Source organism: Faecalibacterium sp. Marseille-P9590 (assembly GCF_017377665.1).
Classification (GTDB): domain Bacteria; phylum Bacillota; class Clostridia; order Oscillospirales; family Ruminococcaceae; genus Faecalibacterium.
Genome location: NZ_JAFREF010000003.1, coordinates 172036 through 197495 on the forward strand (window position 1 = coordinate 172036; position 25460 = coordinate 197495).

At 48.4% G+C, this 25460-nt stretch carries 28 protein-coding genes and 1 tRNA gene; 9 read left to right on the forward strand and 20 right to left on the reverse strand.

All coding sequences use genetic code 11. From position 1 onward, the window contains the following. The first annotated feature begins 11 nt into the window (after nucleotides 1–11). Nucleotides 12–944: an alpha/beta fold hydrolase gene (locus J3349_RS05740; RefSeq protein WP_158395293.1), complete on the forward strand. Its 933-nt coding sequence runs from the start codon at nucleotides 12–14 to the stop codon at nucleotides 942–944. A 157-nt stretch (nucleotides 945–1101) separates the two neighbouring features. On the opposite strand, the gene J3349_RS05745 is transcribed toward J3349_RS05740, so the two are convergent. The 8 genes from J3349_RS05745 to J3349_RS05780 form a co-directional block, all read right to left on the reverse strand. Further along, entirely contained in the window at nucleotides 1102–1629 is a 528-nt protein-coding gene (locus J3349_RS05745) for a twin-arginine translocation signal domain-containing protein (RefSeq protein ID WP_207676731.1), read from the reverse strand. A 244-nt stretch (nucleotides 1630–1873) separates the two neighbouring features. After that, nucleotides 1874–2386: a twin-arginine translocation signal domain-containing protein gene (locus tag J3349_RS05750; RefSeq protein WP_207676732.1), complete on the reverse strand. Its 513-nt coding sequence runs from the start codon at nucleotides 2384–2386 to the stop codon at nucleotides 1874–1876. Between the two features lie 227 nt (nucleotides 2387–2613). Then, a complete protein-coding gene (locus J3349_RS05755; RefSeq protein ID WP_158402096.1) occupies nucleotides 2614–4101 on the reverse strand; it encodes a lipopolysaccharide biosynthesis protein in 1488 nt (495 codons plus the stop codon). 13 nt (nucleotides 4102–4114) lie between these two features. Continuing rightward, entirely contained in the window at nucleotides 4115–4660 is a 546-nt protein-coding gene (locus J3349_RS05760; RefSeq protein ID WP_242699530.1) for a M48 family metallopeptidase, read from the reverse strand. Next, nucleotides 4642–5565 (reverse strand): DMT family transporter, encoded by a 924-nt coding sequence (locus J3349_RS05765; RefSeq protein ID WP_207676733.1) that lies wholly within the window; start codon nucleotides 5563–5565, stop codon nucleotides 4642–4644. The genes J3349_RS05760 and J3349_RS05765 overlap by 19 nt, the downstream gene beginning before the upstream one ends. Continuing rightward, entirely contained in the window at nucleotides 5562–6092 is a 531-nt protein-coding gene (locus J3349_RS05770; protein ID WP_207676734.1) for a hypothetical protein, read from the reverse strand. The genes J3349_RS05765 and J3349_RS05770 overlap by 4 nt, the downstream gene beginning before the upstream one ends. An 85-nt stretch (nucleotides 6093–6177) precedes the next feature. Then, on the reverse strand, nucleotides 6178–7458 hold the full coding sequence (locus J3349_RS05775; RefSeq protein WP_207676735.1) for a family 10 glycosylhydrolase: 1281 nt from the start codon (nucleotides 7456–7458) through the stop codon (nucleotides 6178–6180). After that, a complete protein-coding gene (locus tag J3349_RS05780; protein WP_207676736.1) occupies nucleotides 7455–7949 on the reverse strand; it encodes a conjugal transfer protein TraD in 495 nt (164 codons plus the stop codon). Before J3349_RS05780 ends, J3349_RS05775 begins: the two co-directional genes overlap by 4 nt. A gap of 134 nt (nucleotides 7950–8083) precedes the next feature. Between J3349_RS05780 and J3349_RS05785 the strand changes: the two genes are divergently transcribed. Together J3349_RS05785 and J3349_RS05790 are read left to right on the forward strand one after the other, a co-directional pair. Continuing rightward, nucleotides 8084–8503 (forward strand): hypothetical protein, encoded by a 420-nt coding sequence (locus J3349_RS05785; RefSeq protein ID WP_158400389.1) that lies wholly within the window; start codon nucleotides 8084–8086, stop codon nucleotides 8501–8503. A gap of 256 nt (nucleotides 8504–8759) precedes the next feature. Further along, a tRNA-Ile gene (locus J3349_RS05790) sits at nucleotides 8760–8835 on the forward strand. Between the two features lie 40 nt (nucleotides 8836–8875). On the opposite strand, the gene J3349_RS05795 is transcribed toward J3349_RS05790, so the two are convergent. The 11 genes from J3349_RS05795 to J3349_RS05845 all read right to left on the reverse strand — a co-directional run bounded on the left by J3349_RS05795 (nucleotide 8876) and on the right by J3349_RS05845 (nucleotide 17794). Next, nucleotides 8876–10354, reverse strand: coding sequence for a site-specific integrase (locus J3349_RS05795; RefSeq protein WP_207676737.1), 1479 nt, complete (start codon nucleotides 10352–10354; stop codon nucleotides 8876–8878). 107 nt (nucleotides 10355–10461) lie between these two features. Then, complete coding sequence (locus J3349_RS05800; RefSeq protein WP_158387305.1) at nucleotides 10462–10686, reverse strand: hypothetical protein; 225 nt, start codon at nucleotides 10684–10686, stop codon at nucleotides 10462–10464. Beyond that, complete coding sequence (locus J3349_RS05805; RefSeq protein ID WP_055185981.1) at nucleotides 10679–11065, reverse strand: type II toxin-antitoxin system PemK/MazF family toxin; 387 nt, start codon at nucleotides 11063–11065, stop codon at nucleotides 10679–10681. Before J3349_RS05805 ends, J3349_RS05800 begins: the two co-directional genes overlap by 8 nt. A gap of 100 nt (nucleotides 11066–11165) precedes the next feature. Next, complete coding sequence (locus tag J3349_RS05810; RefSeq protein WP_207676738.1) at nucleotides 11166–11963, reverse strand: DUF6551 family protein; 798 nt, start codon at nucleotides 11961–11963, stop codon at nucleotides 11166–11168. Then, entirely contained in the window at nucleotides 11960–13018 is a 1059-nt protein-coding gene (locus J3349_RS05815; RefSeq protein WP_207676739.1) for a hypothetical protein, read from the reverse strand. Before J3349_RS05815 ends, J3349_RS05810 begins: the two co-directional genes overlap by 4 nt. Beyond that, nucleotides 12996–13241, reverse strand: coding sequence for a hypothetical protein (locus tag J3349_RS05820; RefSeq protein WP_207676740.1), 246 nt, complete (start codon nucleotides 13239–13241; stop codon nucleotides 12996–12998). The genes J3349_RS05815 and J3349_RS05820 overlap by 23 nt, the downstream gene beginning before the upstream one ends. 507 nt (nucleotides 13242–13748) lie before the next feature. Beyond that, entirely contained in the window at nucleotides 13749–14075 is a 327-nt protein-coding gene (locus J3349_RS05825; protein ID WP_207676741.1) for a helix-turn-helix transcriptional regulator, read from the reverse strand. A 254-nt stretch (nucleotides 14076–14329) separates the two neighbouring features. Beyond that, a complete protein-coding gene (locus J3349_RS05830; RefSeq protein ID WP_207676742.1) occupies nucleotides 14330–14764 on the reverse strand; it encodes a sigma-70 family RNA polymerase sigma factor in 435 nt (144 codons plus the stop codon). Between the two features lie 244 nt (nucleotides 14765–15008). Next, complete coding sequence (locus tag J3349_RS05835; RefSeq protein WP_207676743.1) at nucleotides 15009–15632, reverse strand: accessory gene regulator B family protein; 624 nt, start codon at nucleotides 15630–15632, stop codon at nucleotides 15009–15011. A 105-nt stretch (nucleotides 15633–15737) separates the two neighbouring features. Further along, nucleotides 15738–17063, reverse strand: a complete 1326-nt coding sequence (locus tag J3349_RS05840; protein ID WP_242699531.1) for a sensor histidine kinase — start codon at nucleotides 17061–17063, stop codon at nucleotides 15738–15740. Then, the gene (locus J3349_RS05845; RefSeq protein ID WP_242699532.1) at nucleotides 17030–17794 is read right to left on the reverse strand and encodes a LytTR family DNA-binding domain-containing protein; all 765 of its coding nucleotides are present in this window, start codon (nucleotides 17792–17794) and stop codon (nucleotides 17030–17032) included. Before J3349_RS05845 ends, J3349_RS05840 begins: the two co-directional genes overlap by 34 nt. 120 nt (nucleotides 17795–17914) lie before the next feature. On the opposite strand from J3349_RS05845, the gene J3349_RS05850 reads away from it, so the two are divergent. From J3349_RS05850 to J3349_RS05870, 5 genes are all read left to right on the forward strand, one after another. After that, the gene (locus tag J3349_RS05850; protein WP_207676744.1) at nucleotides 17915–18271 is read left to right on the forward strand and encodes a helix-turn-helix transcriptional regulator; all 357 of its coding nucleotides are present in this window, start codon (nucleotides 17915–17917) and stop codon (nucleotides 18269–18271) included. A 146-nt stretch (nucleotides 18272–18417) separates the two neighbouring features. After that, complete coding sequence (locus J3349_RS05855; protein WP_207676745.1) at nucleotides 18418–19611, forward strand: radical SAM protein; 1194 nt, start codon at nucleotides 18418–18420, stop codon at nucleotides 19609–19611. Between the two features lie 33 nt (nucleotides 19612–19644). Further along, nucleotides 19645–19905 (forward strand): PqqD family protein, encoded by a 261-nt coding sequence (locus J3349_RS05860; protein WP_207676746.1) that lies wholly within the window; start codon nucleotides 19645–19647, stop codon nucleotides 19903–19905. A 387-nt stretch (nucleotides 19906–20292) separates the two neighbouring features. Continuing rightward, on the forward strand, nucleotides 20293–21759 hold the full coding sequence (locus J3349_RS05865; protein WP_207676747.1) for an ABC transporter ATP-binding protein: 1467 nt from the start codon (nucleotides 20293–20295) through the stop codon (nucleotides 21757–21759). A 14-nt stretch (nucleotides 21760–21773) separates the two neighbouring features. Continuing rightward, on the forward strand, nucleotides 21774–23384 hold the full coding sequence (locus J3349_RS05870) for an ABC transporter ATP-binding protein (protein WP_207676748.1): 1611 nt from the start codon (nucleotides 21774–21776) through the stop codon (nucleotides 23382–23384). Nucleotides 23385–23596: 212 nt separating this feature from the next. Here J3349_RS05870 and J3349_RS05875 read toward each other — a convergent pair whose 3' ends face one another. Next, the gene (locus tag J3349_RS05875; protein WP_207676749.1) at nucleotides 23597–24982 is read right to left on the reverse strand and encodes a relaxase/mobilization nuclease domain-containing protein; all 1386 of its coding nucleotides are present in this window, start codon (nucleotides 24980–24982) and stop codon (nucleotides 23597–23599) included. A gap of 87 nt (nucleotides 24983–25069) precedes the next feature. Here J3349_RS05875 and J3349_RS05880 point away from each other — a divergent pair, with 87 nt between their 5' ends. Beyond that, nucleotides 25070–25420, forward strand: a complete 351-nt coding sequence (locus J3349_RS05880; RefSeq protein ID WP_097791174.1) for a hypothetical protein — start codon at nucleotides 25070–25072, stop codon at nucleotides 25418–25420. The last annotated feature ends 40 nt before the right edge of the window (nucleotides 25421–25460 follow it).

The window sequence follows — 25460 nt, forward strand, 5'->3', positions numbered from 1 at the left end:
AGGAGAATCACATGAGTCAGATGACCGATTTCACCCTGCCCTCCTGCGTACCGGGCCGGACGCTCCATGCATTCCGCTGTGTGCCGGAGGGCGAGGTGCGGGCCATCCTGCAGCTCTCCCACGGCATGGTGGAGTTCATCGACCGGTACAAGCCTCTGGCCGAGTATCTGGCCGCCCGGGGCATCCTCGTCACCGGCCACGACCATCTGGGCCACGGCGGCTCCATCCGCACCAAGGCGGATTACGGCTATTTCGCCCAGCCCGACGGCAACCGCGCCGTCCTCGACGATCTCCACGCTGTCACTGCGCTGACGAAGCAGCTCTATCCCGGCGTCCCCTATTTTCTGCTGGGCCACAGCATGGGCTCGTTCTACGCCCGGCAGTACCTTTGCGAGTGGGGCGGTGAGCTTGACGGAGCCATCATCATGGGTACCGGCTTCCAGCCCAAAGCGCTGGTCGCCACGGCCCGGGCGCTCTGCCGGGTGCTGGCCGTCTTTTTCGGCTGGGAGCACCGCAGCAAGCTGGTGGCGAACCTCTCCTTCCTCGGCTACAACAGGGGTCTCGAGGGCCGCACGCCTCAGGACTGGCTCAACCGTGACCAGGCCGAAGTGGACAAGTACCGCGCCGACGAGCGCTGCATGTTCACCTTCACCCTGAACGCCTACTACAGCATGTTCACAGGCATCCTGCGGCTGTACGACCCCGCCGTTCTGGCCGGGGTGCCAAAGGACCTGCCCCTTCTCTTCCTCGCCGGTGACGCCGACCCTGTGGGCGAGCGCACCGCCGGAGTCCGGCGGGCCATCCAGAGCCTCCGGGACGCCGGTGTCGGGAATATCGAGTCGAAATTCTACCCCGGCGCCCGCCATGAACTGCTGGTGGAGACGAACAAAGCCGAGGTGTTTGCGGACATCGCCGGCTGGCTCGAAAAACAACTGCATCTTTGAATCCAAAGCTCCTTCATCGGACTGCCGATGTGGGGGCTTTTTCTTCTGGACTACGGAAAAGCGCCCCGCCGGGCGGCTTTCGAGCCATCCGGCGGGGCGCTGTTGATATTTCAGGAGTGAACCATATCATCGCCCAAATTCATAGGCGTCTTATTGTTTAGCCGAAACCAAGGCTCGTATTGTCTTTCGTGCCTGCGGCGGCAACAGTCGTTTTTCCGATCGTCACCGAAACCGTGAGTGTCTTCATCTCATCGACCGGGACCCGGTCGCCCAGAAGAAGCAGGATATATCTGGTTGCGCCAGCTTCCACCGGGATGACATTCTCGATTGTATCGTCACCCAGATACCCGCTTTCTGTCACCGTCTCCGATTTCTTGATGGGTACGTTCGTCTTATCGTTCAGCGTTGCTTTGAAGTCTTCCGTTTTTAAGATCACGGTCGCATTGCCCGTATTCTGAACTTTCAGCAGCACATCATACACCTCGCCGCCGCTCATCGTACTTGCAGTGCCGCCCAAGTTAATAAAGGTAACCTTGCAGTCCCCCGCCGTCAACTCCTTACCAAAGGGCGAAGCAATGACACTGCTGCTGTTGCTGTCGCATCCGCTCAGTGCGCCTGTCATGCCCACGGCAAACACTGCCGCGCCGGAAAGCCGCAGGAAGTCTCTTCTGCTCAGATTTTTCATGTTGATGTTCCTCCCGTTTTTTTATTTTCCGCAAGTACCCGGACACCCACCGGGCAATTTTATTGTAGTCTTTGCATCTGGCAGAAGTCAATCCTTTTCACAATTCTTGGAGCTTTGACGAAAAGCGGCGGTTTCTTCTGCACAAAATCACGAAAAGACACACTGATGCAAAAAGCGCCCCGCCGGGCGGCTGGATGGCCGCTGGCGGGGCGCTGTTATTTCAAAGAGAGTGCGAAAGCGGCTTTTAGCCTACACCCAGTCCTTTAATATCGTTCGTTCTTGCTTTCACCGTTTTCCCGCTGATGGTCACCTCGGCTTTTCCGCTCTTCGGCGTGCTCGAGCAGGAAGTATGGTTTCCTCTTACCCGAATCCACAGTCTCTCGCCTGCTACGACCTTGACCGCAGCCTCAGCCGTGCTCCACTTGCTTTCTTTTCCATGGAAATCTATTGCTGCGATGTCCTGTTTTCCATTATCAAGCCAGAACGAAATGTTCTTCTTTTCTACGAGAACATCTTCCGTTCCGTTATTAGCTACTCCGAAATTCAAATACGCCTTATGCTCCGAACCATCGCCTTTATCAGCCTGGATGCTGAAAAAAGTCACTTCGCAGTCGCCCATCTTTACCGTTTTTCCAAACTCAACGAAAGTCTCGCTGACTTTGTCGTCGTCACATCCGCTCAGTGCGCCCGTCATGCCCACGGCAAGCACTGCCGCGCCGGAAAGCCGCAGGAAGTCTCTTCTGCTCAGATTTTTCATATTGATGTTCCTCCCGTTTTTTTATTTTCCGCAAGTACCCGGACACCCACCGGGCAATTTTATTGTAGTCTTTGCATCTGGCAGAAGTCAATTCTTTTCACAATTCTTGGAGCTTTGACGAAAAGCGGCGGTTTCTTCTACACAAAATCACGAAAAGACACACTGATGCAAAAAGCGCCCGCCAGTCGGCCCGAAAGCCGCCTGACAGAGCGCTTATAGATCCATTTTTACTTTTTGGCTGCCCAGCCGTCCACGACAGCCACAAGGGCCTTGCCCCGGCGGCCCAGAATTTTAGGCAGCAGGATGCGGGCCATGGCCCAGACACCGGAGAAGTTGTACAGGATGATGAGGGCGGTAATGATGCCCGTCCAGAGGCCGTACAGCGGCGTCTCGGCCAGCAGCACGAAAGCCTCGAACACCAGCGCGGCGGCGTTGACGAGGACACGGCCCGGGTGGACATGCATCCCGATCATGCCGTGGGCATCCATGGCGCGGAGGGTGAACACCAGCCCGAGGCCGAGGAAGGACGCATAGGTCGCACCCACAGGACCCCACCACTTGATGAAGAAGTAGTTCATGAGGCAGTTGCTGATGGCACCGGCCATCATGGTGACCATGCTGCGCTGGGACTTCTTATTCACGACATAGACGCTGTTCATGAACTGGTTGAAGCAGCTGCAGGTAGACGCCAGCACGAGGAACGGCACGAAGTGCCATGCGTAATAGTAGTTGGACTTCATGACGTGCATGACCGGGCGGCAGAGCCAGATGATGCCCGCTGCACAGCAGAACAGCACACTGGAATAGGTGCGGAAGATCTGGGTAAAGAACTTGGCTCTCCCCTCTTCCTCGGTGACAGCCGACAGCTGCCATGCGTCGTAGAAGATAAGGCCCAGCGTCGTGAGGATGGTGGGCAGGAAGTAGCCGGTGGAGAGCAGGCCGCTCCATGCGTCGCCGCTGTGGCCGTCGAGGCCGTCGCACATCTCACGCACAAAGAACAAATCGGAGGCGTTGATGATCCAGAAGCTTATCTGGGCCGGTATCATGGGCAGCGAGAAGTGGAGCATCTGCTTCCAGAGGGTCTTGTTGATGCCCTTCAGCTCGATGAAATCCCAGAGCTTGCCGGTGAACATCAGGAAGAGCACGCTCACGAAGTCGCCGCTGATGATGGCCAGCAGATAGCCGTTGGCCCCCCACTTGAAACCCACCAGATAGAGCACATAAAATGCCATGGTCGCCACGGTGCAGAGCACACCGTCCACGGCCACCAGCTTGTTCCACTGGCGGCTGCGCACGAACTGGGTGCAGAGGGTGCGCAGGCAGCTCATCAGGACATAAATATAAATGAGCAGGCCGTACTGGGCCATATCGGGCAAAAACTGCGCCACCGGCCAGCAGAGCACGAGGATGCCGAAGCCGCCGAGGATGGTGAGCAGGCCGTTGGTGAACACCTGCTTTTCGCTGTTGCCCTTATCGAGGCCGAAGCGGATGATGGCGTTGGACATGCCCATCGACACAAAGGGGATGAGCAGGTTGGCGTACTGGCTCAAAATCTTCGACAGGCCGAGGTCGGAAATCTCGGCCATCGCGTACGTCAGGAAGGGCTGAACGATGAGCGTCAGCAGCTTGGACGAAAAGCTGCTGATGGCAAAGATGATGGTATTGCCGGCGAGCTTCGAATATTTATCGCCGCCGGAGGTCTTTTCGCTTTCCAAAAGATTTTCTCTCCTATTTTAATAAATCCCGCCGGGCTTTCCAGTCCGGCATCAGTTTCGCCACTTCGGCCCAGAAAGCCGGGCTGTGGTCGGGCCGCAAAAAGTGGCAGTACTCATGCACTACCACATAGATCTGTGCCGCCTCGGGCATATTGTAGAGCTGGAGCGCGAAGGTGATCTGGCGCTTCGCCATGTGGCAGACGCCCCAGCGGCTGGTCATGCTGCGCACTTTGATGGTGGGCTTCTGCCCGCCCAGTACCCCGGCAAAGGCCGGGTAGACCTTGTCGCTCATGGCCGTGAAGTGGGCCAGGGCGGCCGCCTTGTCGGGCAGTTCCTCCTGCCGCTTTTCGCGGGCGGCCTGCCGGGCCTGTGCGGCCCGTATCCACTCCGCCTCAGCGATGACGTAGGCGTCAGCCGCTTCCAGCGTCGTGCGCAGGGGGATGCTGAGGGCCACGGTACCGTCCCGCCGGACGTGGAGGTTGAGCCGCTTGACTCGTCCCCGCGTCAGCTCATAGGGGATGCCCCCGGCCGCCCGCAGCATCACGCGCCCTTTTTGCATCTGCGCAGCTCCGCAAAGGGCAGCTGAGACAGCACAACGGCGGCGAAGATGAGGGTGCAGCCTGCGCTCTCCCGCATCGAAAGGTTCTGGCCCAGCAGCAGCCAGCCGCCCAGCGCGCTGAATACGCTTTCCAAACACATGATAAGGCTGGCGATGGCGGGGTTCAAATCTTTCTGGCCCAGGATTTGAAGCGTATAGCCCGCGCCGCTGGACATGACGCCGCAGTAGACCACAGGCAGAAAGTTTGCGCCGTACTCTGCCAGCGTGGGCGTCTCGAAGATCAGCGCCGCCGCAGAGCTCTCCACAGCCACCACGATGAACTGGATGAGACTCAGCCGCACACCGTCCACAAGCGGCGAAAAGTGGTCGATGGACATGATCTGGAAGCTGAACAGCACGGCGCAGCTGAGAAGTATCCAGTCGCTGGTCTCAATGCCGCCGAAGCCGTTCTTCATGCAGAGCATATACAGGCCCGCCACGGCGATGACCATGCTGACCCAGAGCTGCGCGCTGCCCTTCCGACCCAGAAAGAGGCCGAACACCGGCACCAGCACGACGTACATGGCCGTCAGGAACGCGGCCTTGGCCGTGGACGGGTTGATGGTGATGCCGATCTGCTGGGCCGCTGAGGCCGCGAACAGGAAGGTGCCGGAGACGAGGCCCGCCACCAGCAGGGTCTTTCGCTCCGACTTCTCTTTCGGCCAGCCGTAGGGCTGGCCCTGTTTTTTGCGCACGGCGTCGAAAGCGAACACGGTGGGGATCAGCACAAGGACGGCCAGCCAGCTGCGCCCTGCGAGGAAGGAATAGGCCCCCATGCCGGAGCCTGCGCTCTGGGCTACGAAAGCCGTACCCCAGATAAATGCGCAGAGCATCAGCATGAGCGAATGTTTGGTCTGTGTCTTCATCCTATGCCCTCCACTTTGAGTCCGCCATAGAGGTAGTAACGGCTGGAATCGTAGGAGATGGTCAGGCGGTAGCTGGCCGCCGGGTCCAGCCCGGAGATGACGCAGCGGTAGTTCTGACCATCGGTCTTGATATAATAGGTGCTTCCGTTGACGTACTGTGCGCCGCCGGCCACCTTCTGCCAGACGGACACCTTGTACCGCTGGGTACCCTCGGCGGTGCCGTAGCCGGTGATGGTCAGGCTGCCGCCCGGGACGGTGAAGTAATCGGTCTGGCGGCTCCAGATGCCGTTGAACACGATGTTCAAGCTCCCGTTCACCGCTGCCGAGGCATACTTGGCCGAGGCGTCAGCAATGCCCTCGATGTTCAGCGGGTCGCTGGTCGGTTCGGCCCAGCGGGTGCTGTCCTCTTCCTGCACCTCGTTGTCCGCGCTGTTCTTCATGTCCAGCACAGTCTTGACGCCGGACGCAGCCACAAGCAGTACCAGCACCGCCACGACGAGCAGGACGATTCGCTTTATCTTTTTCATGATCTTTTATCCTCAAATTTTGTTTTAACACGAGGTTTTACACGATTTATATAGTATACCGCATTTTGCTTTTCCATACAAGAGTTCAGGCTGTAGTCAGAGCGGCCAGCGCCGCACGTTCGGCGTCGGCAAGCTCCGGCTGAGCCGACCGGAACAGCGAATCGTACCGGTAGAGCGCCCAGCCGCCCGCGCCGAGGCTGTGCAGACTTTCCACCTGCCGGGCAAGAGCGCTGCCCGTGCACCACTGGCTCTGGCTGTCCTCGTTGGCACCGCCGTCGCCCTCGCCGATGCGATAGGCCCCCAGCCCGAAGTAGAGGGCCGTGGATGCCGCCCTTGGCATAGCCAGCCACTCCGGCACGATGTTCTCGAAGGCGAAGCGGGTGCTGCCCGACTGGAGGGTATAGCCGCAGCCCCAGTATATCTGCGGGCAGAGGTAGTCCACCACGGCGTTTTCGCCCTCGGCGGCCAGCCATGCTTTCACGTCGCTGTACTGCTGGCCGAGGTCGTTGTCGGGGTTGCCCTGCGGGCTGACGCCGAAACGGAGGGTAGCGTCGGCGGCTTTGACGGCGTCGTGGGCCGTTTTCACCAGCGCGGTGACGTTCTGCCGCCGCCATGCGGCCAGATCCCCCGCGCCGCTGGCGGCGAACTGGGCCGCGTCCAGTGCAGCGTCTGTCGTGGGGTAAAAATAGTCGTCGAAGTGGATGCCGTCCACAGCGTAGTTCTGCACCAGCTCGGCCACGCCCTTCACCACATAGTCTGCGGCTTCCGGGATAGCCGGGTTCAGGTACAGCCCCTCGCCCACGGCGCAGACCCACTCGGGATGTACATTGGCAAGGTTATTTTCCGCCAGCGCAGGCGGCATCTTCGCCGAGGAGCGGAGGCGGTAGGGGTTCACCCACGCTTCCAGCGAAAGGCCCCGGCTGTGTGCTTCGGTGATGAGGACGTCCAGCGGGTCGAAGCCGGGGTCCTGCCCCTGCTCGCCGGTGCAGAGATGGCTCCACGGGAAGAGGGTGCTCCTGTAAAGAGCATCCCCGAAAGGCCGCACCTGCGCGATGACGGTGTTCAGCCCGATGGACAGACAGTTGTCCATCAGCGCCGCCGCACCGGCACGGAAGGCTTCTTCGGACGAAAAGTCCATCCCGGCCCATTCCAGATAGCTCACCCAGACGGCCCGCCATTCACCCGTGGGCAGGGCGGCGTTTGGCTCTGCTTTATCCGTCGGCGGCACCGACGACGCCGAGGCCGTCTGGCCCCGGTCCAGCAGCACCGCTGCCCCGGCCAGAGCGGCACAGCCGGCCCCGGCCAGGAACGCCCGCCGCCCGAACCGGCCCCGCCGGGCGTGGCGTCTTCTCCGCCGCTGGGTCATGCGTCCTCCTGCATCTTATAGAGGCTCAGCGCTGCCCAGCCCCGGGCGCAGGCCAGCAGCACCCAGAGCAGGTTCGTCCAGAAACCCAGCGTGGCCATGCCGCCGTATTTCGCCATCAGCAGGAAGAACAGGTGGAGCGCTTCGGCGGCACCCACCAGCTGCAGCTGGCGCTGGATGGCCATGCCGCGCTTGTACTCAGTACTGAGCAGCAGCGGCCACGCCAGCGCAGAGCAGAGGTAGCCCGCCCAGCCATTGACCATGTAGCTCACCATCAGCAGCACGAACACGCCGGTAAAGTTGCGTTTTTCCCAGCTTGCCGAGCCTTTTTCCGCCGCGAGGAAAAGGGCCGCGATGCCCGCCATGGCGAATGCGATCTGCTCGATGAGGCCGAAGCTGGTGCCGCTCAGGACGGCAAAGCCGTTGAGCATAGAGGCCGCTGCGGAAGCCAGCAGCAGGAAATACCAGGTCTTTCGCGTGAATTTGAGTTTCATATCGTCCCTCCCGCCCGCAGAAAGGGCGCAGGCTCCCCATCAGTTTTTGGAATTTTTCAAATATTATAACACATTTTGGGGCGTGTTGTGTTACAATAAGGAAAACTCGACACAAATTCCATCGGGAGGCGCACATGAACGCTGTTTTTTCCATCCTTCTTCTCGCGGCCATTCTGGGCTTTATCGTATTTCTGCTGTCTAAGAAAGACCAGAACCGCCGCAGCCAGTACGGCCCCAGCGGCCTGTCCGAGTTCCGCACCGACCTGCCGCTGGACGACTGCTTCGACCGGCTGGACCAGCACAGCCCGGACGATGTCTTTGCCTACGAGTGCCGCCGGGAGAACGACGGCGGCTTCACCCTCCACCTGACGCTCCATCAGCCCACCCAGCAGCCGCTGGACACCCTCTACACCCTCCGGTTCGACCCGGGCCGCCAGACCATCGTGACCCTCATCTTCATCCGGGAAGCTTTTGGCTACAAAGAGCCGCTGTTCCAGCCCGCGATGCTGGACGAGTTCATGCTGCGCAAGTTTGACGCCCGCCGCACAAAATAATTCCGGCAAAAGGATTTGCTTTTTTCTGATTTTTTGGTATACTTATAGTTAGTCCATGTGCGGCAGACGCCGTCTTCGTGGGCCAGTAGCTCAGTTGGTCAGAGCTGGCGGCTCATAACCGCCAGACCTTACCGTTTCCACCTTTTTCAAATAGCGTTTTTCCGTTGTTTTTTGGTTTGCGAGTGGCTTGAAAATCGGACTTGGGTATTTTCTGGGTACGAAAGCCATTTTACAGAGCTTTGAAACAACGTCATAAGGGCCAGTAGTTCAGTGGTTAGAACTCCCCGCTCATAACGGGGTTATCGCGGGTTCAAGTCCTGCCTGGCCCACCAAAAAAGCACGAAGGTTCCGGCCTTCGTGCTTCTTTTTTGCTCATTCGTACAGCTCCTTGCTCATCTGGTTGCGAATTTCTTTGCGCCGTTTGTCATAGACCTGCGTGTAAATTGCAAGGGTGGTACTGGGCTGTGCGTGTCCGGCTTCTGCGGCTACTGTCGCCACACCGATTTCCGGGTTGGACAAGAGGATGCTCACAAAAGTGTGCCGGAACATATGAGGATGCAGCCCTTCAATGCCTGCCCGCTGTCCGATTCTGCGAACCAGTGCGCCATAGCTGTCCGGGTTGATGGGGAACCCATGGTCATTGCAGATCACGAAGTCCGTCCCCCGAAGGGCAAGGAGTGAGGGTGCATACTTGCTGCTTTTCTTATCCAGACTTTTCTGCCAACTCCCTCCCATCAATTTTTTCTGGGACTTCCAATACTTATAATATTCTTTGAGGAAGTCCATGTACTCCGGTGCAACGTCCACATCCCGGATGTTGCTTTCCTTGGTCGTTGTCAACTGATACCCAAAATCTTTGAATACCAGAAGCGATTTAGAAATATGTATCGTGCATTCTTCAAAGTTGACATCTTTCCATGTCAATCCAGCCAGTTCGCCACGGCGCACACCAGAATTGAGCAGGGACAGAACGATCACCTGTTCCAACATGGAACTTTCCTTTAAGGTGTCCTGAAGCTGCTTGATCTGGTGCTTCTTAATAGTGTCTACCGACCTGCTCCGGCTTCCCAGTGCAGGAATTTTGTGCATGGGATTCTTCACACCGTAATTTTCATCCGCATATTCCAGTGTAGAACGAATGAACAGAGCGTATTCTCTCATGCTCTTTCTGGTCATAGGTTTTGCAATGGTTTCCACATCAAAAGCATCGTCCACTTTACAACCCAGCGCAATCGCCACCTGTTCTGCTGTTTTAATATCGACCACTTCGCTGCGAAATGCTTTTTCTATGGTTTTTGCACCGCAATCGCATCTCTTAGCCAGCTTCGGGCAAGATTCCTTTTTCATCTCCAGACCACGCTGATTGATAACAGCATGGGTGCGGCATCGTGCGCCGCCAATTTCGATCTGTTCCAGAACCCAATCACAATCCACCTTTTTGATGGAATCAACGGACTTCTGTGCAAACTCAGGGAATTGCTGAATCTTCCGAAGGTAGTTTTCCTTGCCCCTCGTTGTGTTCGCCTTATTACGATGGCTGTCATAATCGCCCTCTAAGCGAGCAGAAGGAGCAAGTCTTGCCTTTTTAGATTCTATGTACTCCTGCGCCACTACCGCAAAGGTCTTTCCTGCGTTGCCGGCTTCTTTATCGGCCTTTTCCTGTTCCCGCCGTTCAAATTCGGCAGCGGCAACTTTCGCAGCAGCGTTGCGCGCACGAGCATTTTTCAGTTCGGTAGGGTCAAAATCAAACCGACCATAGCGGCGTTCGATTTTGCCGTTCACCAGAACATTTGCGATGAGTTTATAATAACGAGGCTTCTTTTTGGGTTCTCGCAATTCAAACGATGCCATATATTTACCTTCCTTTCTGTGTGGTGGTTATCTCTGTCACGATGAGTATAGCAGTTCGGGCGGTTAATTTTTAGGATGTCGCAGTTTATGCCCGCATCCTTGACAAATCACAAAGTTGTCGTTCCCCCGTTGAAATACTCAGCCATCTTGCCAAGGTTGATATACCATTTGATGCCTGACTGGAACGCCATGCCCGGCACTTCCCGGCAAAGACGGCGGATGTAATATTCAGGTAAGCCCATACGCTGGCTTGCCTGCTTGATGCTGACGATCTGCGGCAAGACGACTGCTTCGCTCTGGATCTCCGGCGATACCATCACTTTTTCATTCATCGGCATTCCTCCTATCCCATTCATTGATTTCTAAACTGTTCATCAGGGCTTCTTCGATCCGGCGCATTTCATGCCGTGTAGTCTGTCCTAAGAAACGCTGTATGCGGCTTTTGTCTATCGTGAATATCTGTTCCAGCTGAACCACAGACGGCTTCTCAAAGGCTGTATTGTGGGCTATCAGAACGTGCGTGGGCTGGTATTTCTTTTTCTCGGTGCGGGAAGTCACTGTCGCCACAATAAGGGTAGGCGCATAGCGGTTTCCTACATCGTTTTGCAGAACCACCACAGGTCGGGTGCCGCCCTGTTCGGAGCCGATGTGCGGCTCCATGTCTGCATAGTAAATGTCCCCTCTGAGGTATTTCCAGTCCTTTGGTATGATAGCGATCAGACCTCCTATCCTTCTATATGTAGCAAGAGCCGCCCGTTTATGGCAGGCGGCTCTTGCAGGAAAAAGGAGTATGCCGATAAAGGCGAGAGCATCAACGTTTTACAGGAAGGCTCAGAGAACGGCTGGAGCCATTGTAGATCTCCAGAATCTGCTTCATGTGGCGGTCGGCGGTGTTGCCCGTGTCCTTCCGTGCATTTTTGGTGATGGTTTTCGGATGCACCGTAGAAAGCCGTGCAATCAGACGCTCCCGGCTGTACTCATCCCGGTACATTGCCACAAAGCGGGTAACGCCATGGAGGATGCCAGACAGGAACGAATCGGAATCGCCCCACCATGCCTCCACGATGATCTTCAGGGCTTCCTGATAGATGTCAGAACCGTAGTTCTTGTAAATATAATAGGCAGAGCGGATGCAGTAGATCTTCCACTCGGCTCGGATGCCATCCAGTGCAAAAGTAGCACCAGTTGCTTCGGTGGCTGCAACAAATGCACAAGCATCCTCATCTTCTGCCACGATGTCAGCACGAAGCCGCTCACCTGCGGTCAGATCGGTGGAAATGCCCGTCTGAACAGCAAACAAAAGGGCTTCATCCTTTTTGGAAAGACCGTGAAAGACTTTGCAGAGGATCGGGAGGTCATGACCTCCGTTGCAGGCGATACGAGCTTCGATGGTGTTCTGTCCATCAAAAACATGGTAGCGACCATCACGGTAGCTGACTCTCGGTTCGTTGGCAACGTACTCCGAAAAGGTAGCAGAAATCTCCTCCACCTTTCTGGTGCGCAAAACACGCTGGTATTCCGCGCAGGGGGTCAAGAGTGCGCTGTCGATGTAGCGCATCTCGCAAACACATTCGGGCAGCTTGGCAAGGTTCAGATTAGAATTCATCATAGCACTCTCTCCTTTATCGTCTGAAGATAGGCAGAAGTGTCATCAATCAGAAAAAGAATGGCACTTCGGCAGTCGTTGTCCTCAAAAACATCGGGATAGTCTTTGAATACGAGATTCCAGCGGCGGATAAAATCCTCCTTTGCGCCCTGAACTTCGCACATCATAATTGAGCCGTTCGCAACGGTCGTTTTATGATGGCGGTTGTCAATGGATTGCCGAAGTCGTTTTCGATCTTCGTCTGTAAGACAGCGTTTGTGACCTTGGATACTCCTTTTGAAATCCGGGGGCGAATTGCTTACCGGCACAATTTCATCCTCGGTATGGACTTCATCGGAATCAGAAGCATCGTCGGCAGCAACATCGGATTTTTCCGGGCTTGTCGGCTTCTTTGCTTTCCGGTCCTTCTTGGGTTTGCGCAGCTCCTTAATGATTGCCGGGATTTCTTCTTTTGGGGTTTGCGCCAAAGCGGTGATCTCGGCATCGGTAGCCTTGATATGCCCGGTCAGTATTTCCTCCATTGCACCGGGGACGGCAGCTTCCGCCGCATCAACGCCTTTCGCATACTTTTCAGCTCGACGAACAAATATTGGGGTAACGCCGTTTTTGGCAGCAATACGTTCGCAGGTGCGTCCTTCGGCTGACCTCATGTGATCATTTTGAGCACATGAGGTGAATCTCCCAGATTCATCATGTTCTCGATGAATTGACCCACCTACAGAGAGCTTTTCGTTTTCATAGGTTTTCCCCATCAAGAACTTCCGGCGTTCCGGGTCAAGGTTTCTGCGCCCCAACTGATTCTGACAAATCCATGCCAGTGCAGCGTAACGGTCGGGCAACTGGATTTCCTTCACTTCAAAAGCGATCTCCGGGTGATGCTTGAGGATGCGATACCGGGAATGTCCATCCAGTATGTAACCGTTCCAGATGATGAGCGGATTCAGTAGCCGCCGCTCCTGAATCATGTTCTGCTCTAAGATGTGCTCCTCCTCGGCGTTCAGCGGCGGGATCTTGCCCTGAAACTCTGGGTCGATCTTAAGCGCATTCAGATTCATCATCAAACCGTCCCTTCTTAAAGTAGGTGGATTTCGGGCTGGTGGGCTGGATGTAGTAGTCGTAGCCAAAGTTGGTCTGGCAGTAGGTGCAAGGCTCCTTGGTGAGCTGGTGGGGGTCAGCACGGCGGACACGGATGCCACGGGTGTTCCGAAAGGCATTCAGGCAGCGGGGGCAGAGGGTGGTCAGGGTCGATTCATCGGTCTTGTGGGTAAAAGTACGGCTCATAATCATTACCTCCGTGTCATCAGAATGAATATTCGGTATGGAAAAAGCCCACTGCCTTGATTCAGAAGAATTCCGGTGGTGGGCTTTGAAGATTTTGTTTTAAGTGTCCCACCCTATTTGTCCTCGACGCCCGGTGGGGGTTGGAATACACCTCGGTGAGGGGGACTGCACCCTTCCTCTCATTGGCTTTTCAGCCACCCCGCCTTCTTTATGGCCGGGCCGCGAATTACGGAAGTTTCATTGTTTTGTCCGAGGGAATGATATTCAGTTTTCAAGGTACGTCTTACAGCTTCGGGTATCTCCCCGTCTGGGGTGTTGCCCTTGCTGTGACAATAGTTTATCGTGGAAACACTGTCTTTTTAAGGAACTGGTAGTTCCGGTTTTGCCACTTTTTTGAGCGGATTTTTCTCAAAAACTGGAACTGCCAGTTCCGATTTTTCGTAGATTCGTCGAAAAAATGGCGCAAAAAAAGAAGCCGAGAATCGCTTCTCGACTTCTTTATGGTGGTTATACAGATGCATCCAGTTCGTCAATAAGATTGCTCAGCTTATTTTTGATAATCTGGATTTTCTGGTGCTGCTTTTTGATCTGTGCATTAAGCTCCCTTTCCCGTGGAGTGTCCAATACGCCAAGAATCAAAAAGTCCAGAGTGGTGTTCAGTGAAATGGCTACTTCTACCAACAAATCTATGGAAGCAGTTCCTTCCCCTCGTTCGATCTTTCCCAAATGGCGGTCACTGATATTCAGCTTTGCGGCAAATTGTTCTTGCGTTAAGCCTTTGGTTTTGCGCAGCTGCTGGATGCGTTTTCCTGTAATGTAAGAGTCAAAGTACATAAGCCAGCCCTCCGACCACAAAGCAACGCAGTCGCAAGCTGCGCCATAAGGTCAGAGTGCAAAGATGCAATCGGCGGCGGACCAAGTTTTGGTTGCCGGGGTTCGGTTGGTACTCGATCAATCTCCTTTTCATGTTTCTTCGTCCTTTCTTTGTCGATGATGGCAAGGCGGGCGGAGCATGGAAAATGCGGTTGCACTTTTCCGTGATAGAGAAAAACATCCCTATACTATATAGGACAAAAAACAGGTAAAAGTTAGGGTTTGATGAACAAATTGCATTTTTCTCTGAGGTTAATTAAAGCAGATTTAATACTTCCCGAGACACTTCCTACTGTTGTGCCCTCTTTTTCGGCTATGCTTGGCATGGAAATCCCACAATAGAAGTAATCGTAGCACCGCTTTGCTTGTTTTGGAGACAAAGCTAAAATTGTATGGTTGATGTTCACAAGATGCTGTTGCCGTTCTATGATCTCCGCAGGTGTTGGAGTGGGCACAAGAAGATACGACTCAGCAGAAAAAGCGGGATCGTCTAGCGAGTGATATGCGTGGTAACGGCTCACCTGTCTGGCAAAAGCATCCTCTTTGCGTTTCATAGACAAGAGAAACTGATGGACTTCATCAGATACTTCTACAAAAAAGTCTTTTGGATGCGCAGTGGGGTAGTGTTCCTTTAAGTTGATAATCGGCATAGCTTTCCTCAAACGTAGTGTAAACAAAAAGTGCATCATACTAGGCTTAAAGTCTAGCATGATGTACTCAAAATGCGATTTCCTTGAGTCTAAGAAAGCCTCAAAATAAAAACAAAATTGATGAAGTTATCGATTTTTGGGAGGGTCAGTATCTTTAATAAGCTGTGATTTGGGACGACACGGTTGATACAACCAACCGGAACACTCAGGCGGCCAGACTTCCATATCTTTTTTCATCATTTTTTCAAGAGATTTTTTTATTAGATTTCTTACTTTCATTTCCATGGATAATCCTCCCATATATTTTCTTTAATACAAAGATTAGCAGCGTCAAGGCATCTGATAACATTGCAGCTGTTAATCCTTCCAGCTCATTAGAAAGTGTTTTTTCAATTGGTGGTGACCTTAAGATTATACATGTTAGGTTGACGAAAAAAAGCACATAGGGGATTCGTTCTTTTAGAGCAGACAATTCTGACTGCGTTAAATGTAATTGATTGTTATTAACAGGAGCAATTTTGAGAATCACAAAATCAGAGAATATCCAAACAAACCCAAAAAATTTAGTAGGGAGAGCTTTGATGAGTATCATGGAAACTGATTGGAGAATTAAAGAAAGCAATAAGCAATGGATATACGTTTTTGCATGGTACCCATTTGAATATTTTCTTAATGCAACAAAACAAACAGCAAAAGATATAGTTCGTCGAAAGCCGAAGCAGTAACTCCCCAATAAGATTAAAAGAGTCCATGTAGTGAACATTGACAGTCTTTTTTCGATTCCGTAAATGCACCACTCAAGAGATTCTTCTGCAATTAGCTCCCTCTTCAAAAACCTTTTTGCCAAGTGTGTTGCAATGAGGTTCATTCAATCCATACTCCCATGCTTGAAAGTTTATAAATTAAATACCTTGAGTTTGCAAATAAATCAACTTTTTTGTCATCAAGTAGGTTTTTTCTGTCACAAAATCGGTTATTGTGAAATTTCTCCAGTAAATTGAAACCAGTTGTCCTCATAATCCATAGTGAAATCACCATTATATTTTTCAAGGATAAGCTTCACATTGGAAAGTCCAAAACCATGAAGTTGGGGGTCAGGTTTGGTCGTTTGAATAGTGTTGTTTTCAATTCTGACAGGATTTGAGGTGTTTCGAATAGAAAATAAAAAGCTTTTTTTCCATAATGCTGTTACATGAATCTTCTTACTTCCACAGTATGATCGATTGGCTTCAATTGCATTATCTAGCAAATTTGAAAGCAGTACAACCATATCAGCTGCTTCAAATGGCAACATTGATAAATCGTTTACTCTGAAATCAATTTCAATCCCCTCTTGAATTGCCTCTGACGCTTTCGTATTAAATAATGCATCCAAAATCGAATGATGAGTATTTACCAAAAAAAGTCGTTCGGTTTGTTGCTTGGATACTGAGTTCAAATAGACTTCTGCTGGCTCGTATTCATGGTTCTGCAAAAGCACACGAAGAGTGTTGAGATGTGAGCGATAATCATGTACTTTTTTGCGTTGTTCCGAGAAAAGTTTGCTGGCAGATTCCATGCTCCGTACTTGAACCTCAAGTTGCTGTCCCAATGAAAATAGCTGTTGCTCTCGTTCCATAGCCTGCTCCATACGTTCTAGAAGAAAGATTATTGCTGCATTTGCAGCAATAATCAATCCACAAGTAAATGCTAGTATAGCTTCTGATACATTTCTTCCGGTGGATATATAGAGTAGAACAATCAATACCATAAACGAAGCACTTGGAAATAACCCGTACATAATTATTTGTGATATTCGGAGAGAATGTCGATTTTTTCCAAACCTTCTGGGGCGCATGATTTTTCGGAACATTAGTGCTAAAAATAGCTGTAAAGAATAAGCGATTATACCATAAATAATTACGCAGATAGGTGAAGATTGAAATGTATTAGAATCCATTCCAAAAATTACACTGCATGTCATTCCAACAGTGAAAGATAAGCAGTATGATAATAAATATTCAAGGCTAACAAAGAAGCAGAGTATAGCAGTCGAGATTTCTGTATATAACCTTTTAGCGATTATGAAATCGATCAGTAAAATGATTAAAATTTTTAGTGCTTGATTGTGTCCAACAATGATTGAAAGAATTAAAGGAACCCAACAACTCAGAAGTACATATTCCAATACATGGAGGTGGAATTTTAATCCGTCAAAGCGACGTTGCTCAAAAACATCTAAAAATAAAATCAAACATATTGTATCAACAGCGGTATAACAAAGACTTAAGAAAGTTCCCATCGACTTTTTCCCCTCCATTTTAAGTATAGCTGTTTCAATTCTTTATGCTTTTTTTCACTGGATGGAACACATACACCACTTTTTAGATAAACTTTTTCATATTGAAAGAGCTCAATGTATTCCATATTTACTAGGTAGCTCTTATGTATACGTAGAAAGCCTAGATTTTGAAGTTTGTCAGAAAGAACCGCCATATTTCCGTAAAAGCGATACTCAGTCCGTGCATCATTAATTAAGTGCATAACAATAATATGCTTGTCGGATTCTAGATATAAAATGTTTTTGGTTTGAACATCTATCGACTCGCCGCTAATCGAAAAAGTAACGGTTTGACGAGAATCAATAACTTCTTGTAGCGAATTCACAAAGTATGGAATGAGCTTGTAAGGAATATCAGACTTTAATAGATAACGAAAAGCATTTACTTCATAGCCTTCAGGGGCGTATTGAATGAAGTTTGTAACAAAAATAATAATGGAAGTCGGGTTTTTTGATCGCAATTTTCGAGCCAGCTCAATTCCATTTAGTTTCTCCATATCAATATCTAAGAACGCAATATCAAATTCACCTATATTTCCAGCACTTAGGGAATCTGTGAATGTAAAAAATGTTGCAGCGATGTTAGTGGACCGACAATATTCTTGAAGAATAGAAAGCTCTAAGTCAATCAACTTTTGCTCATCATCACAAATCAAAATTCTCATTTTGCCAATCCTCCACTGCAATTTGATGATCTTTTTGTCATCCAAAATAACGCAACTCCTTTCGCAAGTCAATGAAATTCGACATAATCGAACATTTTAATAATTATAGTACGATTATATCGAATATGCAAATAGTACACTCTAATAGGATAGGAGTGAACAGAAATGGAGCATTATCTTGGTGAAAAGCTAAAAAACTTGAGAGAAAGTCGAAACTGGTCGCAAGCTGAACTTGCAAAGCGGTTGAACAAGGCCGTTTCTACAATTAGCGGCTATGAAAGTGACGCTCATGCTATTCCATTAGATGTTCTTGTTAGTATTTCACTTCTGTTTGGAGTTTCTACCGATGAACTGCTAGATTTAGAAACAACGAATGTCCTTTCGCTTTCTGGACTTACGGAGGAACAGTGTAATCTCTTGAGAAAAATTCGACAAGAGTATCTTTCCCCTAGCCAACGAGGAAAAGACTTTTCTAAGAACCAGATGGGTATCCTCCACGATATTATAAGCTCATTCGGCTAACTTATTTTCGTTAATCCACACTTTTCTTGTAATCGACTGTTAAAATTGTTGATGCAAGAAAAGTGTTTTTTTTTGGGGGGGGCTTGAATGACTTGAAATCACCGACTGAGCCAATGCACGACTTCATGCCATGATTTCGGGAATTCATGACAAATTTGCTGACAACTGATGAAAAAAGTAATAGAATGCAAACAGCTTGCACGTATTTTGAGACGCATTTAAATGTGGAAAGGAAAAATCAAATGGTAAATCCAACCTACGTAGATTTTTCAATCTACCCATATTGCAATTTGAGGTGTGACTTCTGCTATGCAGAAGCTGAATGTGAATCGACTATTTCAAATCATTTGCTCAAGGTATCGGACTTTGAGGATATCTTTGAGCAGTTTGATCAAATTGGAATTTTACGCGTTGGATTTGAAGGCGGTGAACCCTTTCTACGGAAGGATTGGTTCGAAATCCTCAAATTGGCAGATAAGCACTATTTTAATTACTTTGTCAATACAAATGCAACAATGATCGATGAGTCTATTGCAAAGAAATTGGCGCAAACAAACGTTGATAGAATCTGTGTCAGTTTGGATGGTCCAACTGCTCAAATTCATGATAAATCACGTGGAAAAAGCGGAACATTTGAATTAACCAAAAGAGGAATCATAAACCTGATGAATTGCGGCATTGCAGTCGATGGGATTATAACTCTTACAAAATATAATGTGAATTATATTCCGGAAACATTAGAACTAATGCATGAGTTGGGAATACATGAAGCAGCAATCATGCTCTTAGCTACTGTAGGCAATGCAAAAAAGAATGTCAGAGATTGCTATTTAACATATGGCGAGCTAAAACAATTCATTCTGCAGATGACAGATTTGAAAAAGCAGAAAAAACTTCCAGTTTCGCTGAGGATTGTTCCTGTCGAGGAAGGACAATTACCGTGGGAGCTTTATTGGCCTTTATATGAAACTGGTCGGGCAGAAGATATAAAATATTGGGTCAAAGAGGATTTGTACTATACATCTACTGAAAATAGTTTTGGTTGTACAGCAGGTAAAGACAATTTCTTTGTGAATGCCTTTGGTGATGTGTATGGATGCTCTATGATGTCGTCTATTCCTGAATTGAAAGCTGGAAATATTAAAGAACATTCTTTAATTGATATATGGGAAAATTCAAAAGTATTTAGTCAATTACGAGATATTTCCATTAAAGATATAAAAGGGGCCTGCAAGAATTGTAGTATTCTGAAATGGTGCAAAGGTGGATGCAGGGGCTGCACATTTGCAGCAACTAAAGACCTTATTGAATCAGATGGGCGATGTCCATATGCCCGATAATCCACTGAAATTTTATAAATGTAGGAATTGAAAATGAAAATTTGTAAATTACATAATTTCAAAAGACAATGTACTGCACGATTAGATGACGAAAGTACGGGATTTCTCTCCACAAATGGCAAAGTATATATATTGAATAACATCAGTTACGAAATATTATTAATGCTGGAAGGCGGAAATAGTCAAGAAGAAATTATCAATCAATTATGTCAAAAGTATTCAGTTTCTTCTGATACAGTTTCTCCAGATGTCGAGGAATTCATGAATCAATTAAAGAAACTGGACTTACTCTAAACTTGAAAGGAGGTGATAATATGTATAAGAAACCCATTATGATGGAAGTCGATGGCTGGGGCAAGCACGGCTAACAGAATGATCTAAAGCGATTGAAAACTTTAGATGATCAAACAATACAAGCATCAAACCCTGAACGATTTAGTTTGTGGGATTGGTGCTTGTATTTGTGTATAAAAGCCCAAGTTAAAGGCATCCTTGTGTTATAGGAAATTGCAGCTTAATTAATAACCTTTTACATAGTATTCACCAGAAGGAGTAATAATGTTCAAGTTTTCAAGAAGAATACGTGCATATAAATGCCTATATCTTTTTATATCTTTGATCTATATGCCGTGTACATTTTTGGGAGAAATATATCTGCAAAAGTTTATTGATCAGAAAAACTTGAATTATTTTATGTTCGGATCTTTGATGGCGTTGTTTTTTGTGACATTTATGCTTAAATTTTTAAGGTCATACGTCAAGAACTGTCTGGATAATGATGGTATTCTGGAAGGTCAAAGATTAATCTTTAATCAATCTTTGTGGCATAAAACAAAAGAGAACGAAGGAACATTGCTCTATAACCTGACAGAAGATACATATAAAATGATGCCATGGTATACTTCGGGAAAATCAGAGCTAACATTAGAAGTTTTGAATGTGGCATTTATGATTTTTCTGATAATGTCGATAAATTTCTATTTAACATTGATTGCCTGTTTCTTTTTATTGATTAGTTCTTGGCTTGCAAACAGCTGCAGCATAGCATTTGCAAAAGCAGAAAATAATCGGCAAAAAATGAAGGGCTTTCTGAACCAGTATATCGTAAACACAGAGAGAAACATTAACACAATTCGACAGCTGGACAAAGCAGATTATTTTGAGGAACAATTCGAAAAAGTTGTAGAGCAAAATTATACATCAACGTTAAAAATCGCGATCGTAAGAAAGACAGTTTTTATTACTCAGCTTGTTTTTTCTGGGGAAGTTCTTCCTTTTATGGTTTTGTTTTTAGGGGTCGTTTTATCCTTTTATGGATATGCGTCGGTTGGCGAAACAATTGTTATCATGGACTCCATGGTGAAGATTTCAAATTCCATCCAGTCGATCGGTGATGATATTTCTCAATGCCATCTGTCGACTGATATATACAACAGGGTACAGAAGACAATCCATTCGGACTCGCTTACAGAAAAAGGATTGCAACAAGAAGTTCCAGAATTCAAAAACTTTGACATTACAATATCCAATAGATTCTGCCCTTCCAATGAACAGTCTACGTTGCCACCACGTGAACTTGATATCAAATTTTCACGAGGCGAAGTGGTTTTAATAAAAGGAAAAAGCGGAACAGGAAAATCCACACTTGCAAAAATAATCACCCGAATGATTTCACCCAATCAGATCAACGGACATATTAGGTATAATGGGCAGGACTTTTTACAATTCGATCCGGATGAATATAAAAAACGCGTTCTGATGGTCGAGCAAAACACCGTGTTATTTTATGGAACTGTGTTAGAAAATATAACGATGGAATGGAATGCAGCTCCCGATGAAATAGATGAAGTGGTTGTGGCATGCGGTCTGTCGGAATTTGTTGCGGAACATGGGCTTGCGTATGCAATACCTTATGGTGGCGAAAACTTGAGCAGTGGTGAACGGCAAAGAATCGGGATTGCAAGGCTTCTGCTTCGTAAGCCAGATGTTCTCATTCTTGATGAGCCAACCAGTGCACTCGACCACGACCTGAAAGAAGCCGTTTCAAAGGGGATCGTTGATTTTGCGAAGAAGCATAAAATGACCCTTGTGATTATTTGTCATGGGGAAGAGTTTGATCCGTATAGCTCTCAAATCATTCAACTGTAAAAGATAGGTGAACGATGAAAAAATTGCTGAATGTGTATTCTTCGTTGAAAAAAGACAGAAGTTTATTTTCGCTCTCGTTTTTAATTGAATTTGCATGGAATCTGCTCCTGATTGAACTGCTGGATCGGTTGATGGCGTATTCCGCACAGTCTGATCTTTGTCTTTTTTCAAAAACTTCCGTTCTGTTTTGCATTGGTGCAGTCATTTTTGTTCTGCTTGTTTTTTCCGATCAATATTTTTTCCGAAAGCTGAAAGGGGTTGGCGAACTCAAATTACAAGAATATACCTATGGCTGCTTCCTGAAAAATCTTTCTTCTGTACAGTTCCAAAAAGCAGGAGATTTGGTGTCCGCAGTCAATCGGAATACGGAAGTCATTTCGCAATGGATGTCAACGGGTGTTGTGAACACCATTCTTCAAACATTTCTGCTGCTGGCATATCTTTTGATCCTACTTCTTCATAATGCAGTGGTTACGATGATTACCGTATTCATTATTATCGTGATTTTCTTACTCTCAAAGCTATATGCGCAAAAGGAAGCTGCATATACAGCCGAAAAGCAAACCAGATATTCTGAAATAAACTCGAAATTGCTAGACACCTTAAACAATCGAAATTTGATCTACGCATTAAACAATGAGGCTTTCTTCTCCAACAAGTTAAAAACATTCCATGACCAGATCAGCCAGTCTGTACTTGTTCCTTTAAGCCGGTATACCGCTTTGAGAAATGCAATGTTGACATTCATGATCAACACGTTGCCCGTTATTGTTCTTGTCTCAACGATTTTGCTTGCCAAGCTTGGAAAAGCAACTGGGAGCGATGCGATCACGATGATGCTTATCGCTCAAAAATTAAATGGTCCGATCATTTTGCTGACCGATTTGATTGCAGATCAAAAGAAAGCATCCGAAATGTATGCAAAATCAAAATCCCTGTATACAGAAAAAGCTGACGAGCATCGTGGAAATCTCATGCAGGATTTCGAGGAAATGCGTGTTGAGATTCACGAGTTCCAGTATACCGACTGTGGTGATAAAATTCTTGTTGGTCTGCAATTTCAGTTTAAGAGGGGAGATTTGGTGCTGATCAAAGCTGCCAGTGGTAAAGGAAAAACGACCTTAATCGAATTGATGTCCAGGTTGATTCCAGCGGACGGGCTGTGTGGCAGTATAAAGTATAACAATCAATTGATTTCTAATTTTGATTTGAAAGATTACCACTGCAGGGTGCTGTTAGTGGAGAGAACACCTGCGCTGATCGATGGAACCTTGTATGAAAACCTCGTATTGGGAGATATTTTTTATCCAGAATGGATTGAGGAAATAATTCATGTGTGCGTATTACAGGACTTCATTCAAGGAAGAGATCAATCCTACCAGATTCAAGGAGATGGGAGCAATATCAGCGGAGGTGAACGGCAGCGAATCGGTCTTGCCCGAATGTTATTGCGTCGACCGGAGATCATTCTTTTGGATGAAGTCACCAGTGCGCTCGATTCAAAGACAAAAAGCGTTTTGGTAAACCGATTGCTGACATTTGCTCAGAAATATAATATGACAATTATTGCGGTTTCCCATGATGACTCATTTGATGCGCACTGTACGCAATTGATTCATCTTTAAAAATAACTCTGCAAGCAGGGCGAGCTGGTACCAACTCGCGATTTTTGAATCAGATTTTTCAAATCCAAATTCAAAATGCTTGTTGGGCTGTGCCCAAACCCATTTGTTCTGCATCGTACCGATGCAGGCTGCGCGTTTGTTCCAAACACTTTTATAACAAAAAAGATAGCCTAGGGCTCTTCCACGAGGGAAGGGTCCTAGGCTATCTTCATTTATCGGGACTTCATTTTTTCGGCAATGCTCTTTTCCTCTGCAAAGAATATTTCTACGTTTCTCTTTGCACGAAGAAGCTCCTGCATTTCTTCTTTCGCTTTGCGGTAGTCCGGGTAGCGTACTTTCTTTTCTGTCAGCAGCTTGGAATATTCCGCATCCAACTCCTTGACCTTGGGGAGTTTTTTCAAGTTGGCTTCATCAAACGCCGCTTTCGCTGCCTTGTGCAACGTGATCTCCGTGCGGTGCGTTTCCAGAAAGCGCTTGCTGTATCCGGTCTTACGGTAGGCATCGTAGACCGGTCGCGTTTTGGCGTAGTTGGTGATATGCGCTTTCAGCGCCGCAATTTCTGCCAGCCGATTTTCAGAGGCTTTAATGGAATCGCCCAGTTCGTGATAGTGAGCAGTAACAGCATCCACACGCTCCTGCATTTCTTCGATGCTGCCGATTTTATTTTCCTGCAAAAAAATCAGGGTCTTGGACATCTCTTTCAAATTGTAGCGTTTCGCCCACCGTGCATAGCCTTCGCTTTTGCCCTCGGAGAGCTTTGCCTGAATGTCCACCAACAGATGGAATGGTTGCTCTTTCGGTGGTTGCTTCTGATGCGGGCGGTGTTCGGCTTCTCCGGCGATGACCGCCTTGATTTCATCTTCGCTGTATCCTGCGCCCAAAGTGCGAAAACGGATGAAGCGTTTCTGCCGTGCGCCTTTGACCGAAGTGTGTTTTCCTCGTTTGATTTCATAGCCTTGCTGTTCCAGCTTTTGAAGAAAGGATTCAAAGTCTACAGATTTTTCGTTCAGCAGGATGTTGTCGATTACGGCACACAGCTTATCCCGATTGCTTTCTCTGGGTGGATAAAGGGTGCGTTTCTGCCGCTCCCGATACGGCTTGATTTCAATGACGGACAGCTGGTGTTCCAGACAAATCAAATCGCTCAATCGCTGCACCGCCAGCCCGGACAACAAAAAATCCCGGAATTTTCGGGTGCTGTCCAATGCAGTGGAGTTGTAGATAATGTGATTATGAATGTGTTCTCGGTCGGTATGCGTTGCGACAATAAACGCATACTTGCCTTTGGTGAAACGCATTGCCAGTTCGTAGCCCACCTTGTTGGCTTCTTCGGCGGTGATCTCACCGGGTTTGAAAGACTGTCGAATTTGATAGGCGATCACATCATTTTTTTGTATGCGCCCAGTGACAAATTCATACTGCCGCTTGGAAAGCATAAATTCTTCGTCTGCGGTCAAGGGGCTGCACTCATAGCTGCTGACCAGTTCTCCCTTGTTCGTTTTGTCAGGATTCTTCGCGTAGTCCGTGCGGCTTTTCAGGCAGGCCGCAACCGACTTGCCCTTGTTTTTGTGCAGCGCAATCAAACGTGTTGTGGCCATCGAACGCCCCCCTTTCTTAAAAATAAATTGGAATTGACTTCAAAATCTGATACACTGGTAAAAATATCTGTGAAAGGAATCTGTCCCATGAAAAAGCACGGACATTATTGTAAAGTCTGCGACGAGTACAAAGCAAATGAAAAGTTTTCGGGCAAAGGTCATACAGCGCACATCTGTAAAAAGTGCGCTGCTCTGCCGCCAGATGTACGCTCTGCGCAGATGATCGAAAACAAGCTGCTTTCTTTGCCATGGAGACTTTCCAAAGAACAAATAAAATGGCTGAACAACAAAGCCCATGACAAGCGGCCTGAGATTCGGAAGCTTGCGCAGGAGCAGCTTGATATGCGCTTCCACCCGGAACGGCTTGCGTCGGATGATGCCGATGAATTTGAAGATTTACTGCTCAATAAGGATGACGAGGATGAAGATGAGTGGTAATCCTTATGCTAATAAAATTTATGTAACCCGCAGTGTTTGA